This window comes from Ideonella sp. sgz306126, from assembly GCF_056032705.1.
On record NZ_JBVYWP010000002.1, the window covers coordinates 465,786 to 481,492 of the forward strand.

The 15,707-nt window shown below is 71.1% G+C and carries 14 protein-coding genes; 7 read left to right on the top strand and 7 right to left on the bottom strand.

All coding sequences use genetic code 11. The features are described 5' to 3' along the window. The first annotated feature begins 76 nt into the window (after positions 1 to 76). Positions 77 to 1,570 (top strand): nucleobase:cation symporter-2 family protein, encoded by a 1,494-nt coding sequence (locus tag AC0N04_RS06615; RefSeq protein ID WP_474279850.1) that lies wholly within the window; start codon positions 77 to 79, stop codon positions 1,568 to 1,570. Positions 1,571 to 1,625: 55 nt separating this feature from the next. Here the strand turns inward: AC0N04_RS06615 and AC0N04_RS06620 are convergent, their stop codons facing one another. Continuing rightward, the gene (locus tag AC0N04_RS06620; protein WP_474279851.1) at positions 1,626 to 2,534 is read right to left on the bottom strand and encodes a LysR family transcriptional regulator; all 909 of its coding nucleotides are present in this window, start codon (positions 2,532 to 2,534) and stop codon (positions 1,626 to 1,628) included. A gap of 122 nt (positions 2,535 to 2,656) precedes the next feature. On the opposite strand from AC0N04_RS06620, the gene gcl reads away from it, so the two are divergent. The 6 genes from gcl to AC0N04_RS06650 all read left to right on the top strand — a co-directional run bounded on the left by gcl (position 2,657) and on the right by AC0N04_RS06650 (position 11,576). Further along, positions 2,657 to 4,438 (top strand): glyoxylate carboligase, encoded by a 1,782-nt coding sequence (gcl, locus tag AC0N04_RS06625; protein ID WP_474279853.1) that lies wholly within the window; start codon positions 2,657 to 2,659, stop codon positions 4,436 to 4,438. Positions 4,439 to 4,470: 32 nt separating this feature from the next. Next, on the top strand, positions 4,471 to 5,250 hold the full coding sequence (gene hyi / locus AC0N04_RS06630; protein ID WP_474279854.1) for a hydroxypyruvate isomerase: 780 nt from the start codon (positions 4,471 to 4,473) through the stop codon (positions 5,248 to 5,250). 23 nt (positions 5,251 to 5,273) lie between these two features. After that, positions 5,274 to 6,197: a 2-hydroxy-3-oxopropionate reductase gene (locus AC0N04_RS06635; RefSeq protein ID WP_474279855.1), complete on the top strand. Its 924-nt coding sequence runs from the start codon at positions 5,274 to 5,276 to the stop codon at positions 6,195 to 6,197. A gap of 51 nt (positions 6,198 to 6,248) precedes the next feature. After that, positions 6,249 to 7,580 carry a glycerate kinase type-2 family protein gene (locus AC0N04_RS06640; protein ID WP_474279856.1) on the top strand — a complete coding sequence of 444 codons (1,332 nt, stop codon included), beginning with the start codon at positions 6,249 to 6,251 and terminating at the stop codon, positions 7,578 to 7,580. Between the two features lie 39 nt (positions 7,581 to 7,619). After that, positions 7,620 to 8,558: a pseudouridine synthase gene (locus AC0N04_RS06645; RefSeq protein ID WP_474279857.1), complete on the top strand. Its 939-nt coding sequence runs from the start codon at positions 7,620 to 7,622 to the stop codon at positions 8,556 to 8,558. Positions 8,559 to 8,909: 351 nt separating this feature from the next. Continuing rightward, positions 8,910 to 11,576 carry a M16 family metallopeptidase gene (locus AC0N04_RS06650; protein ID WP_474279858.1) on the top strand — a complete coding sequence of 889 codons (2,667 nt, stop codon included), beginning with the start codon at positions 8,910 to 8,912 and terminating at the stop codon, positions 11,574 to 11,576. A gap of 135 nt (positions 11,577 to 11,711) precedes the next feature. On the opposite strand, the gene AC0N04_RS06655 is transcribed toward AC0N04_RS06650, so the two are convergent. The 6 genes from AC0N04_RS06655 to AC0N04_RS06680 all read right to left on the bottom strand — a co-directional run bounded on the left by AC0N04_RS06655 (position 11,712) and on the right by AC0N04_RS06680 (position 15,705). After that, positions 11,712 to 12,215, bottom strand: coding sequence for a hypothetical protein (locus AC0N04_RS06655; protein WP_474279859.1), 504 nt, complete (start codon positions 12,213 to 12,215; stop codon positions 11,712 to 11,714). Next, on the bottom strand, positions 12,196 to 12,600 hold the full coding sequence (locus tag AC0N04_RS06660; protein WP_474279860.1) for a DUF6404 family protein: 405 nt from the start codon (positions 12,598 to 12,600) through the stop codon (positions 12,196 to 12,198). Before AC0N04_RS06660 ends, AC0N04_RS06655 begins: the two co-directional genes overlap by 20 nt. Before the next feature lie 108 nt (positions 12,601 to 12,708). Next, complete coding sequence (locus AC0N04_RS06665; protein ID WP_474279861.1) at positions 12,709 to 13,248, bottom strand: thioredoxin domain-containing protein; 540 nt, start codon at positions 13,246 to 13,248, stop codon at positions 12,709 to 12,711. Next, positions 13,245 to 14,123, bottom strand: coding sequence for a quinoprotein dehydrogenase-associated SoxYZ-like carrier (locus AC0N04_RS06670; protein ID WP_474279862.1), 879 nt, complete (start codon positions 14,121 to 14,123; stop codon positions 13,245 to 13,247). Before AC0N04_RS06670 ends, AC0N04_RS06665 begins: the two co-directional genes overlap by 4 nt. Before the next feature lie 11 nt (positions 14,124 to 14,134). Further along, positions 14,135 to 15,154, bottom strand: coding sequence for an MBL fold metallo-hydrolase (locus AC0N04_RS06675; RefSeq protein WP_474279863.1), 1,020 nt, complete (start codon positions 15,152 to 15,154; stop codon positions 14,135 to 14,137). 2 nt (positions 15,155 to 15,156) lie between these two features. Further along, positions 15,157 to 15,705 carry an SRPBCC family protein gene (locus AC0N04_RS06680; protein WP_474279864.1) on the bottom strand — a complete coding sequence of 183 codons (549 nt, stop codon included), beginning with the start codon at positions 15,703 to 15,705 and terminating at the stop codon, positions 15,157 to 15,159. Between the last annotated feature and the right edge of the window lie 2 nt (positions 15,706 to 15,707).

The following is a 15,707-nucleotide window of genomic DNA, read 5'->3' on the forward strand; positions in this document are numbered from 1 at the left end:
CGCCACGGGCGGCCGGCCGGCAGCGCCCTGCCCACCCCTTGCCGAGCAGTCCACCCCCAACGACAGGAGACACGCCATGACCCCGACCCAGGTCCACCCCGTGGACGAGAGACTGCCCGCCGGCCGACTGGCTGCACTGGGCCTGCAGCACGTGCTGGTGATGTATGCCGGCGCGATCGCGGTGCCGCTGATCATCGGCCACGCGCTCAAGCTGGCGCCGGCGCAGATCGGCTTGCTGATCTCGGCCGACCTGTTCTGCTGCGGGCTGGTGTCGCTGATCCAGTCGCTGGGCGTCACCCGATGGTTCGGCATCCGCCTGCCGGTGATGATGGGCGTCACCTTCGCCGCGGTCGGCCCGATGGTGGCGATCGCCAACGCGATGCCCGGGGTCGAGGGCGCGCGCGCGATCTTCGGCAGCATCATCGGTGCCGGCGTGCTGGCGATGCTGCTGGCGCCGGTGATGGGCCGGCTGCTGCGCTTCTTCCCGCCGGTGGTCACCGGCTCGATCATCTCGGTGATCGGCATCAGCCTGATGCGCGTCGGCGTGGGCTGGGCCACCGGTGGGCCGGCCTTCCTGGCCCAGCACGTGGACGTGCCCAGGCTGGTGGCGATGGTCGACGCCGCCAAGGCCCAGGCCGCCGCCGCGGCTGCTTCAGGCGCCTCGGCGGCCGTGCTGAGCCTGCCCGGGCCGGTGCCGATGGCCGACAACGCCTTCTACGGCGCGCTGGGCAACCTGGGCATGGCCGGCTTCGTGCTGGCGGTCATCCTGCTGCTGGTCAAGCACGGCCGCGGCTTCGTCGCCAACATCGCCGTGCTGCTGGGCATCGTGGCCGGCTGCGTGGCCGCCGCCGGGCTGGGCACGATGCATTTCGACAAGGTCGCCCACGCCGGCTGGTTCGAGTGGGTCACGCCGCTGGCCTTCGGCCTGCCGACCTTCGACCCGGTGCTGATCCTGACCATGACCCTGGTGATGGTGGTGGTGATGATCGAATCCACCGGCATGTTCCTGGCGCTGGCCGAGATGACCGGCAAGCGCCTGCAGCCCTCCGACCTGAGCCGCGGCCTGCGCACCGACGGCCTGGGCACGCTGATCGGCGGCCTGTTCAACACCTTCCCCTACACCAGCTTCTCGCAGAACGTCGGCCTGGTCGGCGTCACCGGCGTGCGCAGCCGCTTCGTCTGCGTCGCGGCCGGCCTGATCATGATGCTGCTGGGCCTGGTGCCCAAGATGGCCGCGCTGGTCGAGGAAGTGCCGCAGTTCGTGCTCGGTGGCGCCGGGTTGGTGATGTTCGGCATGGTCGCCGCCACTGGCATCCGCATCCTGGCCAAGGTGGATTTCCAGACCCAGCGCAACAACCTCTACATCGTCGCCATCTCCCTCGGCGCCGGCCTGATCCCGCTGGTGGCGCCGCGCTGGACCCAGCAGATGCCGCACGACCTGCAGATCCTGCTCGACTCGGGCATCCTGCTCGCCGCGCTCAGCGCCGTCGCGCTGAACCTGTACTTCAACGGCAGCCGCGGCGACCTCGCCGCGTCGATCGAGGCGTCGAGGAGCTTCACGGCGCACTGAGCCGATCACTCCCCGGATGCCGCGGCACGGCCCCGGCCTCAGCGCGCCGTGCGAGCTACAGATCCCGCTGCCACCACGCCCCTGCCAGCACCTGCTGGAGCCAGCCGATCAGGTGGCTGACCTTCTGCGGCACCAGCTTGGGCGACGGAAACACGGCGTGCACTTCCTGCGCCGCCAGCGCATGGTCTTCCATCAGCGCCACCACCCGACGGCCCTGCAAGGCCTCGCGGGCCACGTAGCGCGGCAGCACCGCCAGCCCCATCCCACCCACGGCCGCCGCCAGCACCGCCGACAGGTTGTTCGAGCGCAGCGGCCCGCGCACCGGCACCGACTGCTGCAGGCCCTGCGGCGTGGTCAGCGTCCAGCGGTCGTCGCCCTGCACGCTGCTGTAGACCAGGCAGGCGTGCTGCGCCAGCTCGGCGGTGCAGGTCGGCGTGCCGCGGGCTGCGAGGTACGGGGGCGCGGCCACCATCACCCAGGGGTTGGTACCCAGGTAGCGCGCCCCCAGCGAGGAATCGGCCAGCCGACCCATGCGCACGGCCAGGTCCACGCCCTGCTCGACCAGGTTCACGTAGCGATCGTCGAAGCTGAGGTCCACCATCACCTCCGGGTGCTCGCGCATGTAGCGCAGCACCAGCGGCACCATCACCCGCCGGCCGAAGGCCACCGAGCTGCTCAGGCGCAGCGTGCCGCCGACCTGGCCTTGCAGCAGCGTGGCCAGGTTGTCGGCCTCGTCGATCTCGTGCGCGATGCGCTTGCAGCGCTCGTGGTACAGCGCGCCCACCTCGGTCGCGGTGACGCCGCGGGTGGAGCGGTGCAGCAGCCGCGCGCCCAGGCGCTGCTCGATCGCCGCCACCGCCTTGGTGGCGGTGGGCTGGGTGATGCCGAACTCTGCCGCCGCCTTGCTGAAGCTGCCGGTTTCGACGACGCGGATGAAGAGCTGTACCCCGGTGATGCGGTCCATGGCGCGGACTGTAGGGCCGCGCAGGCGGATCATTCCTGCACGGAATAGCACTTATCTCCTGACTGGGGTTCACAGATCGGCGCCCCGCCGCGACCATCGCTGCCAACCCAAGGAGACAAGGCATGGCAAAGATGACGGCCGCGATGGCCGCGGTGCTGGTGATGGAAAAGGAAGGCGTCTCGCAGGCCTTCGGTGTGCCCGGCGCGGCGATCAACCCGCTCTACGCCCAGTTGCGCGAGCGCCAGACGATCGGCCACATCCTGGCCCGCCACGTCGAGGGCGCCTCGCACATGGCCGAGGGCTACACCCGCGCCCGGGCCGGCAACATCGGGGTGTGCATCGGCACCTCGGGCCCGGCCGGCACCGACATGATCACCGGCCTGTACTCGGCCCAGGCCGATTCGATCCCCATCCTGTGCATCACCGGCCAGGCGCCACGCGCCCGGCTGCACAAGGAAGACTTCCAGGCGGTGGACATCGCCCGCATCGCCGCCCCGGTCACGAAGTGGGCCACCACGGTGATGGAGCCGGCCCAGGTGCCGCGTGCGTTCCAGCAGGCCTTCCACCTGATGCGCTCCGGCCGTCCGGGGCCGGTGCTGATCGACCTGCCGTTCGACGTGCAGGTGGCCGAGATCGAATTCGACATCGCCACCTACGAGCCGCTGCCGGTCTACAAGCCGGCGGCCAACCGGGCGCAGATCGACAAGGCGATGGAGATGCTGGCCAGCGCCGAGCGGCCGCTGATCGTCGCCGGCGGCGGCATCATCAACGCCGACGCCTCGGAGCTGCTGGTCGCGTTCGCCGAGATCACCGGCATTCCGGTGATCCCGACGCTGATGGGCTGGGGCAGCCTGCCTGACGACCATCCGCTGATGGCCGGCATGTGCGGCCTGCAGACCAGCCACCGCTACGGCAACGCGACGATGCTGGCGAGCGATTTCGTGCTCGGCATCGGCAACCGCTGGGCCAACCGCCACACCGGCTCGCCCGAGGTCTATTGCAAGGGGCGGCGCTTCATCCACGTCGACATCGAGCCGACCCAGATCGGCCGGGTCTTCGCGCCGGACTACGGCATCGTCTCCGACGCCAAGGCCGCGCTGCAGCTGTTCGTCGCCGTGGCGCGCGAATGGCAGGCCGCCGGCCGCCTGCCCGACCGCTCGGCCTGGGCCGCCGAATGCACCGCCCGCAAGGCCTCGCTGGGCTATCTGCGCAAGACCCATTTCGACACCGTGCCGATGAAGCCGCAGCGGGTCTACCAGTGCATGACGCGCGCCTTCGGCCGGGACGTCTGCTACGTCTCCACCATCGGCCTGTCGCAGATCGCCGGCGCGCAATTCCTGCAGGTGCACCATCCGCGCCACTGGATCAACTGCGGCCAGGCCGGGCCGCTGGGCTGGACGGTGCCGGCGGCGCTGGGCGTGCGCGCCGCCGACCCGCAGCGCAAGATCGTCGCGCTGTCGGGCGACTACGACTTCCAGTTCATGCTCGAGGAGCTGGCGGTGGGCGCGCAGTTCAAGCTGCCGTATCTGCACGTCGTCGTCAACAACAGCTACCTCGGCCTGATCCGCCAGGCGCAGCGCGGCTTCAACATGGACTACTGTGTGCAGCTGGGCTTCGACAACATCAATGCCCCCGAGGTCCAGGGCTACGGCGTCGACCACGTCAAGGTGGTCGAAGGCCTGGGCTGCAAGGCGATCCGCGTGCACCGGCCGGAAGAACTGGCCCCGGCCTTCGCCCAGGCCGAGGCCTGGATGGCCGAGCACCAGGTGCCGGTGGTGGTGGAGGTGATGCTGGAGCGCGTCACCAACATCGCGATGGGCACCGAGATCGACAACGTGGTCGAATTCGAAGCGCTGGCCAGCGAGCGTGCCGACGTGCCCACCGCGCTCGCCCTGCTCGATTGACGCCCCTGTTCACGAGAGAGAGAGAGAGACCGATGCCCCGCTTTGCCGCCAACCTGACGATGCTGTTCACCGAACAGCCCTTCCTCGACCGCTTCGAGGCCGCCGCGCGCGCCGGCTTCGAGGCCGTGGAGTTCCTGTTCCCCTACGCCTTCGACGTCGAGGCGATCCGCAGCAGGCTCGACGCCCACCGCCTGCAGGTGGTGCTGCACAACCTGCCGGCCGGCCGCTGGGACGACGGCGAGCGCGGCATCGCCTGCCACCCCGACCGGGTCGACGAGTTCCGCGCCGGCGTGGTCCAGGCGATCCGCTACGCCCAGGCGCTGGGCGTGCCCCAGCTCAACGTGCTGGCCGGCAAGGCCCCGTCCGGCGTGGACGACGCGACACTGCGCCGCACCCTGGTCGACAACCTGCGCCATGCCGCCGCCGCGCTGAAAGCCGCCGGGCTGCGGATGCTGATCGAGCCGATCAACCACTTCGACATCCCCGGCTTCTACCTCACCCGTACCGAGCAGGCGCTGCGCCTGCTCGACGAGGTCGGTGCCGACAACGCCTTCCTGCAGTACGACATCTACCATGCCCAGCGCATGGAAGGCGAGCTCGCCGGCACGCTGGCGCGGCACCTGGACCGCATCGCCCACATCCAGCTGGCCGACAACCCCGGCCGCCACGAGCCCGGCACCGGCGAGATCCACTATCCCTTCCTGTTCCAGCAGCTGGACCGCCTCGGCTACGCCGGCTGGATCGGCTGCGAATACAAGCCCGCCACCACGACCGAGGCCGGCCTGGACTGGCGCCAGCGCCTGGCGCTCTGAACTTCACACCCTGCTCCCACTTCATGACCACCGAACCCCTCAAGATCGGCTTCATCGGCCTGGGCATCATGGGCGCACCGATGTGCGGCCATCTGATCCACGCCGGCCACACCTTGTTCGTCCATACCCGCGGCAAGCTGCCCGAGGCGATCGCCACCGGCCGCGCCACGCAGTGCTTGAACGCCCGCGGCGTGACCGAGCGCGCCGACATCGTGTTCACGATGCTGCCCGACACCCCCGATGTCGAGCAGGTGCTGTTCGGCGAGAACGGCATCGCCGCCGGTCTGAAGAACGCGCCCGCCGGCAGCCCGCGCAAGGTCGTGGTCGACATGAGCTCGATCTCGCCGATCGCCACCAAGGCCTTCGCCCAGCAGCTCGCCGCACTCGGCGCGGACTGCCTGGACGCGCCGGTGTCCGGCGGCGAAGTGGGTGCGAAGAACGCGACGCTGTCCATCATGGTCGGCGGCGACGAGGCGGTGTTCGCCCGCATCCGGCCGCTGTTCGAGCTGATGGGCAAGAACATCACGCACGTCGGCGGCCACGGCGACGGCCAGACCGCCAAGGTGGCCAACCAGATCATCGTCGCGCTCAACATCGAGGCGGTGGCCGAGGCGCTGCTGTTCGCGGCCCGCGCCGGTGCCGATCCGGCCAAGGTGCGCCAGGCCTTGATGGGCGGCTTCGCGTCGTCGCGCATCCTCGAGGTGCACGGCGAGCGGATGATCAAGCGCACGTTCGACCCGGGCTTCCGCATCGCGCTGCACCAGAAGGATCTCGCGCTGGCGCTCGACAGCGCCCGCGCGCTGGGCCTGGCGCTGCCGCACACCGCCAGCGCCCAGCAGCTGTTCGGCGCCTGCAGCGCGCACGGCGGCAGCGGCTGGGACCACTCGGCGATGCTGCGCGCGCTGGAAAAGCTGTCGAACTTCGAGATCGGCCAGCCCGCGGCCTGAGCGCCTTGCGGCGGCCTGCGCCACGCCGCCGGGGCCCACAATCGAGCGCTGATGACGTCCACCTCCCCCCCCTCTCCCACCGCCGCCGCGCCGCAATCCCTGCTGCGCGCGATGTTCGACGCGGCCATCGCCTCGGCCCAGCCCGAGCGCTGCGTCCCGCCGCACCTGCCGACACCGGCCGACCTGGGCCGCGGCCGGCTGATCGTGATCGGCGCCGGCAAGGCCTCGGCCGCGATGGCCCAGGCCGTCGAACGGCACTGGACCGGCCCGCGCTCGCAGTTGCAAGGCCTGGTCGTGACCCGCTACGGCTACGGCGCGGCCTGCGAGCAGATCGAGATCGTCGAAGCCGCCCACCCGGTGCCCGACGCCGCCGGTGAAGCTGCGGCGCAGCGCCTGCTGGCGCGGGTGGCCGGCCTGGGCCCGGACGACCTGGTGCTGTGCCTGATCTCGGGCGGTGGCTCCGCGCTGCTGCCGCTGCCGGCGCCGGGCTTGACGCTGGCCCACAAGCAGGCCGTCAACCGCGCGCTGCTGGCCAGCGGCGCCACCATCAGCGAGATGAACTGCGTGCGCCGCCATCTCTCGGCGATCAAGGGCGGCCGGCTGGCCGCGGCCTGCGCCCCGGCGCGCGTGCTGACGTTGCTGATCTCGGACGTGCCGGGCGACGACCCGGTCAACATCGCCTCCGGCCCCACCGTGGCCGACGCCAGCACCTGCGCCGACGCGCTGGCCATCCTGCGCCGCTACGACCTGGCGGTGCCGCCCGAGGTGCGGGCGGTGCTGGAGAGCGGCGCGGGCGAATCCATCAAGCCCGGCGACCCGCGCCTGGCGCGCTGCGAAACCCGGCTGATCGCCACGCCGCAGCAGGCGTTGGAGGCCGCGGCCGCGGTGGCCCGCGCGGCCGGCGTCACGCCGATGATCCTGGGTGACGCGCTGGAAGGCGAGGCGCGCGAGGTCGGCACCGTGCTGGCCGGCATCGCCCGCCAGGTGGCCCGCCACGGCCAGCCGCTGGCGGCGCCCTGCGTGCTGCTGTCGGGCGGCGAGACCACCGTCACGGTGCGCGGCCGGGGCCGCGGCGGGCGCAACGTCGAATGCCTGCTGGCGCTGGCGGTCGCGCTGGACGGCCACCCGGGCATCCACGCGCTGGCCGGCGACACCGACGGCGTCGACGGCCAGGAAGAGATCGCCGGGGCGCTGATCGGCCCGACCACGCTGGCCCGCGCCCGCGCCGCCGGCCTGCACCCGCGCGAGCGCCTGGCCGACAACGACGCGCACAGCTTCTTCGAGGCGCTGGGCGACTCGGTCATCACCGGCCCGACCCGCACCAACGTCAACGACTTCCGCGCGATCCTGGTCGAGCCGGCCCCGCCGCCACCGGCGCGCTAAGCTCGGGGCCATCGTGGCCCTTTCCCCTGCGTTCCAGCGATGACCCGTCCGCGCCCCGCCTGGCGGCCGCCGCCGCGCGATGGCGTCAGCGCCAGTGCCGTGGCCCTGCCGCCCGGCCCCTGGCCCACGGTGCTGAGCTTCCTGGCCTGGCGCCTGCCCCTGGTGGCCGAGGCCGACTGGGCCGCCAGGATGGCCCGTGGCGAGGTGCTGGACGAGGCCGGGCACCCCCTCCCCCCGGATCGCCCCTACCGGCCCGCCACGAGGCTCTGGTACTGGCGCACGCTGGACCACGAGGCGACCATCCCCTTCCCGGCCCGCACGCTGTTCCGCGACGAGGCCTTGCTGGTGGTCGACAAGCCGCACTTCCTGCCGATGTCGCCCAAGGGCCGCTACGCCCGCGAGACCCTGCTGGCCCGCCTGCAGCGCGAGACCGGCCTGGACAGCCTGAGCGCCATCCACCGGCTCGACCGCGAGACCGCCGGCGTGGTGGTCTTCAGCCTGCAGCCGGCCCACCGCGACGCCTACCACGCGCTGTTCCGCGACCGCCGGGTGAGCAAGGTCTACGAGGCGATCGCACCCTGGCGGCCCGACCTGGCACTGCCGCTGACCCGCCGCAGCCGGCTGCAGACCAGCGAGCGGCATTTCATGCAGGTCGCCGAGGTCCCGGGCGAGCCCAATGCCGAAACCCGGGTCGAGCTGATCGCCCGGCGCGGCGCCTGGGGCCATTACCGCCTGACGCCGCTGACCGGCCGCACCCACCAGCTTCGGGTCCACATGAACGCGCTCGGCCTGCCATTGGCCGGCGACCGGATCTACCCCGTGCTGCAGCCCGAAACCCCGGTGGGAGCGGACGAAGACTACCAGCACCCGCTGCAGTTGCTGGCCCGTGAATTGAGCTTTACCGACCCGGTGACCGGCGCGCCACGGCGCTTCGTCAGCGAGCGGATCTTGAATTTTCCCGGCGAAGCCGTTGTATAGCTCTTATCTTCTCTTTCAAACTGGTGGTACTGGTAGAGCAGCCGTTTTTTTGTGGACAACCGGATTTTCATCAATCTCGACAAGTACTTGCCAACTGTGCAAGCCTGTGAAGCAGGCCCTGGATCGGACGGGAGCCGGCACGAGCAACTTCAGCGAAACTCCCCTGCCTGTGGACAACCAGGTGCTTGCTCAAAAATTGTCCACAGCCTTGTGCCTTGACAGCACCGCGGCCGGCACCCCGCTGCGGGAACTTGGCCTGCCAGCCGCGGTCGCACGGCCATCCGCGGCCCGGGGCGCGGAGACCGCGCAGGCCTCGGCCCGCGCCCACATCGATAACTTCAAGGAGTGTTTGTGAGCTTCACGTTCAAGAGCCCGGTCTGGGCGATGCTGGCCCTGCTTTCGCTGGGTGCCGCCCGGGCGGCCGAACCCGCCGTCGACGTGGCGCGGGCCACGCTGTCCAACGGCCTGCAGGTGGTGGTGGTGCGCGACCGCCTGGCCCCGGTGGTGACCACCGAGCTCAACTACCTGGTCGGCTCCGACGACGTGCCGCGCGGTTTCCCCGGCACCGCCCATGCGCTGGAGCACATGATGTTCCGCGGCAGCCCGGGCCTGAGCAAGGACCAGCTGGCGGCGATCTCGGCCAACCTGGGCGGCAGCTTCAACGCCGACACCACCCAGAGCGTGACCCAGTATTTCTTCAACACGCCGGTGCAGGACCTGGACGTGGCCCTGCACACCGAGGCCTTGCGCATGCGCGCGCTGGACGCCACCGACGCGGCCTGGGCCAAGGAGCGCGGGGCGATCGAGCAGGAAGTGTCGCGCGACCTGTCCAGCCCCGATTTCAAGTTCTACACCGAACTGCAGGCGCGGCTGTTCGAGGGCACGCCCTACGAGCACACGCCGCTGGGCACGCGTGAATCGTTCGACAAGACCACCGGCGCGATGCTGCGTCGCTTCCACCAGCAGTGGTACGCGCCGAACAACGCGATCCTGGTGATCGCCGGCGACGTCGATCCGGCGGCCACGATCGCCCAGGTCCGCGCCCGCTTCGGCGACATCCCGCGCAAGGCCTTGCCGGCCCGGCCGGCGTTCCGCTTCGGGCCGGTGGCGGCCAAGACCATCGAGCTGCCCACCGACAACCCCTATGGCTCGGTCTACATCGGCTACCGCATGCCGGGCCTGAAGGCGCGCGATCACGCTGCGGCGCTGGTGCTGGGCAGCGCGCTGGGTTCGCAGCGCGCCGCGCTGTTCGGCCTGGGCATGGACGGCAGCGCGCTGTACGGCGGCTTCTCGATGCAGGCGATGCCCGAGGCCGGCATCGGCATGGCCATGGGCATCTTCGCGCGCGGGGCCGATCCGAAACCGCTGCTGCTGAAGATGCGCGCGATCCTGTCCGATGCCGCCACCCGGGGCATCGACCCCGAGCTGGTGGAGGCGGCCAAGCGCAAGGCCATCGCCAGCCTGGAGTTCCAGAAGAACTCGGTCTCCGGCCTGGCCAATGCCTGGTCGTCGGCGCTGGCCTTCCAGGGGTTGTCGTCGCCCGACGAGATCAGGCAGGCGATCGAGGCGGTGACGCCGGCCCAGGTGAACGCGCTGGCCCGCGCCAGCTTCGACCCGGACCACGCGGTGACCGCGATCCTGACGCCCGAATCGTCGGCCAAGCCGGTCGCGTCCAAGGGCTTCGGCGGCGCCGAGAACTTCGCCTCCAGCCCCGACAAGCCGGTGCAGCTGCCCGACTGGGCGGCCCGCTCCTTCGGCGAGCTGGCGGTGCCGCAGTCGACGCTGGCGCCGGTCTCCACCGTGCTGCCCAACGGATTGCGGCTGATCGTGCAGCCCGAGCGCATCAGCGACACGGTCGAGGTGATGGGCCGCATCCGCACCAACCAGGACCTGCAGGCCGCGCCCGGACAGGAAGGCATCGCCGACCTGCTCGACGGCCTGTTCCCCTTCGGCAGCACCCACCTCGACCGCCTGCAGTTGCAGCGCGCGCTGGACGACCTCAGCGCCCGTGCCAACGCCGGCAGCAGCTTCGGCCTGGCGGTGCCGGCGGCGCATTTCGAGCAGGGCATGGCCTTGCTGGCCGACAACGAACTGCAGCCGGCCCTGCCGCCCTCGGCCTTCGCGGTGGTGCAGCGCCAGCAGGCCGGCTTCGTCGCCGGCCAGATCCAGTCGCCCGATTTCCTGTTCCAGCTCGGCGTCGCGAAAGCCCTGCTGCCGCAGGGCGACCCGTCGCTGCGCTACGCCAAGCCCGAGCAGATCAACCGCATCACGCTGGACCAGGTGCGCCAGTACTACCGGCAGACCTTCCGCCCCGACATGACGACGATCGTGATCGTCGGCAAGGTCGACCCGGCGCAGGCCCTGCGGGTGGTGGAGAAGACCTTCGGCGCCTGGCAGGCCAGCGGGCCCAAGCCCGAGGTCGAATACCCCGCCGTGCCGGCCAACCAGGCGGCCCAGCTGCACGTGCCCGACGCCAGCGCGGTGCAGGACGCGGTGCAGCTGGTGCAGACCCTGGACGTGACGCGCGACGACCCCGAGCGCTACGCGCTGAACCTGGGCAACGAAGTGCTGGGCGGCGGCTTCTACGCCTCGCGTCTGTACCGTGATCTGCGCGACCACAACGGCCTGGTCTACACCGTCGGCACCCGCTTCGATTTCGACAAGCACCGCGGCACCTACAGCGTCAGCTACGGCTGCGACCCGGACAAGGTGGCCGCGGCGCGCGCGATCGTCGTCAAGGACCTGAAGCAGATGCAGAGCGAGCCGATCTCGGCCGACGACCTGAAGCGCGCCAAGAGCATCCTGATGCGGCAGATTCCGTTGAGCGAAGCCAGCTTCGGCGCCGTCGGCGGCCAGCTGCTGACCCTGGCCAGCCAGGACCGGCCACTGAACGCAATGACGCTGGCCGCCCACCAGTACCTGCAGCTCACCGCCGAACAGGTGCAGCAGGCCTACGCCAAGCACCTGCGGCCGGACGACTTCGTCACCGCGGTGAAAGGTCCGGCACCCAAGCCGTGAGGGCAGGCCGCGCGGCCGGCGTCAGCGACGCGCGGCCCGAGCGGGCCGGCGGCGACCGAGGGTCGACCGCCGGCGTGCGAGCACTTTTCAGCTTGACCGGGATGTCGCTTCGCGGTCCCGGCCTGCCCGGCTTGGTCAGGGCGTCCGCCGGGCCGGGACCCGCGACGCCAGCCACAACCCAAGCGGCACGACCGCCGCACCGACCAAGGACTGCCAGCCGAGAACGTACGCCAGCTTGATGGCCGGCGCAAGCGCTGCGGCGAGGTAGAACTGAACAGAGCTCGTCACCCAATACGCAAGCCATGGCGCAGCACAGGCCAGCACGAGCGCCATGCTGGCGCGCCCGAGCGAGCGGAACAACAGCCAGCCCACCGCCCAGGCCAGGCCGCCGACGGGCACTTGCACGAGCAGTGTCGTGATCAGGATCGCTACCAAGCCGCGATACTCGTTGCGGAACACGACGACCGGAAACGGCCGGGCCGCAAGCCAGCCCATCAAGAACGCGGCAAGCCAGGCCAGGCCAACACCGACGACGAGGGCGACGAGAAAGCGGAGTCGGTCATTCATGGCACGTTCGGGCACCGGCGCGCCGCCTTTGGGTCTCGCGTCGATGGAAATGTCAGGTTTCGACGCTTGCACGGAGGTCTTTCCACAGAGGCAATTGGTGCTTCATGCGCCCAATCGCGTAGTACGAGGCCATGAGCAGACCGAAGCAGACGCCGGCAACGCCCGCGCCGACCGGAACCCAAGGAAACGCACAGACGCCCGCACAGGATGCGGCGCCCCACATGAGGAGACCCATGCTCAGGCCGAAATAAAGGGCGCAGACCAGGAACACCGACCAGAAGCGGGCAAGGTGAGGTGGCGGGCAATCAATGCCCAGGCGCCACAGCAGTTTGACCCCGTGGGGCGCGTAATTCGCTTGCATGAGCCCAGTTCCACGAAGAAGCGTTAGCGCCGCTTCGCGCTTTGCGCCCGTATTTGCGGAAGAAACTGAACGGTCGCACGACGGCTTGGGTTTCACTTTTATTCTCGATTCAGCTCAAGTTGGCAGAGACGCAATGACGCAATGAGGTTCGTCGCAGCGTCATCATGCTGGTGCCTTTATAGCGCGCCGCCACCGGCGCACCCTTCACTCCACCAGATTCAGGATCTCCAGCTGCTCGGGCACGGTCTGGAAGGTGCCGGTGCCGGCGGGCATCTGCATCAGCGGCCTGGCCTGGCCGTCGAGCAGCCAGACGCTGGGGTAGACCAGCAGGCGGGCGCGCTGGTCGCCGATGGCGCGCTGGAACTCGGCGTAGGGCAGGCGCAGGGTGTCGGTGCGCAGCACCAGGCGCGGGGCCTGGACGTCGAGGCGGCTGCGCAGGTCGACGACGAGGTAGTGCTCGGCGAAGGGCGGGACCAGTTCGGCCGTGTGCGCGGCCAGAAAGGCCTCGTACTGCCGGCAGTAGGGGCAGTCGGTGGCGCCGAGGTAGACGTAGAGCCGGCGCCCTTCGCGGCGGGCGCGCAGCAGCGCCGGTCTCAGGTCGAACTCCACCACGTTGCCGGCGGTGCCGGGGGTGGGCTGCACCACCATCGGCTGGTACGCGGCCGGGATGCCGGCCCAGGCCGCGGGGCCGCATGCGGCGGCCAGCGCGCCTGCGGCCAGCACGCGGCGCAGCCAGCGCGTCATGCGCCGCCCGCCCTGGGCGCGCCGGCCAGGTCCAGCGTGGCGCGGTAGTGGCCGTCGTGGCTGTCCTCGACCTCGGCGCGGAGCTGGCCACCGCCGTCGGGCCGGGCCAGGAAATCGAAACGCCAGCTGGGGTTCTCGCTGATCGAGAAATCGGTGTCGGCGTCGAACAGCAATTGCTCGTCGTAGTGCACGCGGATCGTCCTGACGAAGTACGAGGGGATGTAGAGCAGGCTGACCTGGTTGAGCTCGAAGCCGGTGTCGTTGGGGTGGATCACGCTGACCTCGGCGGGCGTGGGCTGGCCGGCGGGCATCAGCCCTTCGGGCAGGCGCAGGCGGGTCTTGCCGATCAGCTCGGGCGCGTCGCGGTTGGGCGGCGCGCTGCAGCCGCCCGAGACCTTGACGAAGCGCGAGCCCATGTGCAGCTCGCCGGTGTTGAGCTCGCCGATGGCGCGCACGTGGCTGTATTCGTCCACCTTGAGCCGGGTCTCGAGATCGGCCTGGCCCAGCGCCGGCGTGAGCTGGAGCGTGGCGGCCACGCCCGACGGGTTCTTGTCCACCAGCAGCGTCAGGCGGCGCAGGTAGCGCTCGGGCGTCTGGCGCAGGCCGGCGATGATCCGGACCGGCACCGAGGCGCCGTAGGCCGCCCGCAGCGGCACCTTGAGCTGGACCAGGCTGGCCGGCCCGGTCTGGATGCTGCGCTGGCCGAACAGCTTGGGGCGCAGGCGTTCCCATTCGGGCGAGCTGGCTTCGTGGTCCACTGTCGCGATCGCCGACGGCGTGCCGGCCTGGGCCCGGGCGGGCTGCCGGCACAGCGCGGCAGCGGCCACGCCCAGGCGGGCCAGGCAGTGGCGGCGGTCGAGTTCGGTGCGGCGCATGGGCGGGGCCTTCAGGGTTGGCGCAGCAGCAACGCCCGCTCCAGGCGGAGGAAGACGATGGCGGCGTTGCGCCGGTGGATGGTGCCGGCCTGGTCCCAGTCGGCGAAATCCGGCAACTGGCTGGCGTCGGGCACGTCGCTCAGCGGCGTGCCGGCCTTGAGCAGCGCGGCGGCACGCGCTTCGAGCTGGTCGAGGTATCGCCCGATCTGCCCGATCAGCGCCGCGCCGGATGCCGGCCCGTGCCCGGGCACGATGTGCGCCGGCGCGAGCCGGTCCAGCGCGGCCAGGGCCTCGCGCCAGCCGCTGAAATCGGCGTCCTGCACGTCGGGAATGGTGTGCGCGTCCAGCAGGCCGCCGGCGAACACGGTGCGGGTGGCGTCGTCGAACACCGCCAGGTCGCCGGGTCCGCTGGAGTGGGCCTGCGGCCCGAAGGCCTGCAGCCGCACCGGGCGGCCGATGTCGGCCAGCGTGGCCAGCGCGATCGGCGCGGTGCCGTCCAGCAGATGATCGGGCTTGACGACGCGGCTGTGGCGCATCTCGGCCTCGCCCAGGGTCTCGCGCAGCAGCTTCAGGCAATGCTCGCAGCGGGCGGCCATCAGGCGCGCGGCGGCACGGTGCATCGCCACCGGCACGCCGGCGTCCTGGAAGGCCGCGGCGCCGAACAGGAACTCCTGGCGGGTGTGGGTCAGCACCAGCAGGCGCAGCGGCGCCGAAGTGGTCCTCGCGATTGCCGCGCGCAGCGCCTGGCCCTGGCGCCACGAAACGCCGCTGTCGATCGCCACGACACCGCGGGGCCCGACGATGAAACCGGCGTTGCCGATGCGGCCGCGGTGGGCCGGCTCGATCTCGCCCGGCCGGCCCGGGCTCATGAAGACGCCGGGCGCCACTTCGTCGACCGGCGCCACGTCGTCCCCCACCGCCACCGCCACCGCCGCCGGTTCGGGTGCGGCGCGCGCCCGGCCGGCGCCCAGCGCCCACAGCGCCGCCAGCGGACTCGCCAGCCAGCGCCGTCGCCGCAGCGCGATGCCCATGCTCAATGCCCCTCGCTCAGCGCCTTGAGGTGGGCCAGGCCGGCCTGGTAGTAGGCGGTGACGGCCTTGACGGCGGCTTCGTCGTTCTGCTCGGGCGGCGGGTCGTTGTTGGGGTAGCCGCGGTAGAACGCGCCGCGCCATTCGACCTTGCAATGTCCGCCCTCGTCGCTGACCTGCAGCGACGAGGTGTAGTTGTTGACCGGCAGCACCGGCAGGCCGCCGCCCAGCTTGGAGCGGAACTTGACGCGCATCCCGGCCTCGTCCAGGCCTTCGAGCGACTCCTCCATCTGCCCGCCGGCCTTGAACTGGACGGTGCGCAGCGAGCCGGGCTCGTCGCCGTGGTCGGCATCGCTGCGCACGACCAGCGGCTGCCAGTCCTGCAGCGCGGTGAACTTCTTGATGCGCGCCCAGACGGCGGCGGCCGGGGCGTCGATGTCGATGCTTTCCTCGACCTTCTGGCGGGTCGGGCCATGCGCCTGGGCCGGCCAGGGCAGCGCCACCAGTGCGGCGGCCAGCGCGGCCAGGGGGACGAGGCGGGTGGGTCGGATCATGC

Coding starts and splice junctions, on each gene's coding strand:
- AC0N04_RS06615 (WP_474279850.1), top strand. CDS start 77: ATGACCCCGACCCAGGTCCACCCCGTGGACGAGAGACTGCCCGCCGGC.
- AC0N04_RS06620 (WP_474279851.1), bottom strand. CDS start 2,534: ATGGACCGCATCACCGGGGTACAGCTCTTCATCCGCGTCGTCGAAACC.
- gcl (WP_474279853.1), top strand. CDS start 2,657: ATGGCAAAGATGACGGCCGCGATGGCCGCGGTGCTGGTGATGGAAAAG.
- hyi (WP_474279854.1), top strand. CDS start 4,471: ATGCCCCGCTTTGCCGCCAACCTGACGATGCTGTTCACCGAACAGCCC.
- AC0N04_RS06635 (WP_474279855.1), top strand. CDS start 5,274: ATGACCACCGAACCCCTCAAGATCGGCTTCATCGGCCTGGGCATCATG.
- AC0N04_RS06640 (WP_474279856.1), top strand. CDS start 6,249: ATGACGTCCACCTCCCCCCCCTCTCCCACCGCCGCCGCGCCGCAATCC.
- AC0N04_RS06645 (WP_474279857.1), top strand. CDS start 7,620: ATGACCCGTCCGCGCCCCGCCTGGCGGCCGCCGCCGCGCGATGGCGTC.
- AC0N04_RS06665 (WP_474279861.1), bottom strand. CDS start 13,248: ATGACGCGCTGGCTGCGCCGCGTGCTGGCCGCAGGCGCGCTGGCCGCC.
- AC0N04_RS06670 (WP_474279862.1), bottom strand. CDS start 14,123: ATGCGCCGCACCGAACTCGACCGCCGCCACTGCCTGGCCCGCCTGGGC.
- AC0N04_RS06675 (WP_474279863.1), bottom strand. CDS start 15,154: ATGGGCATCGCGCTGCGGCGACGGCGCTGGCTGGCGAGTCCGCTGGCG.
- AC0N04_RS06680 (WP_474279864.1), bottom strand. CDS start 15,705: ATGATCCGACCCACCCGCCTCGTCCCCCTGGCCGCGCTGGCCGCCGCA.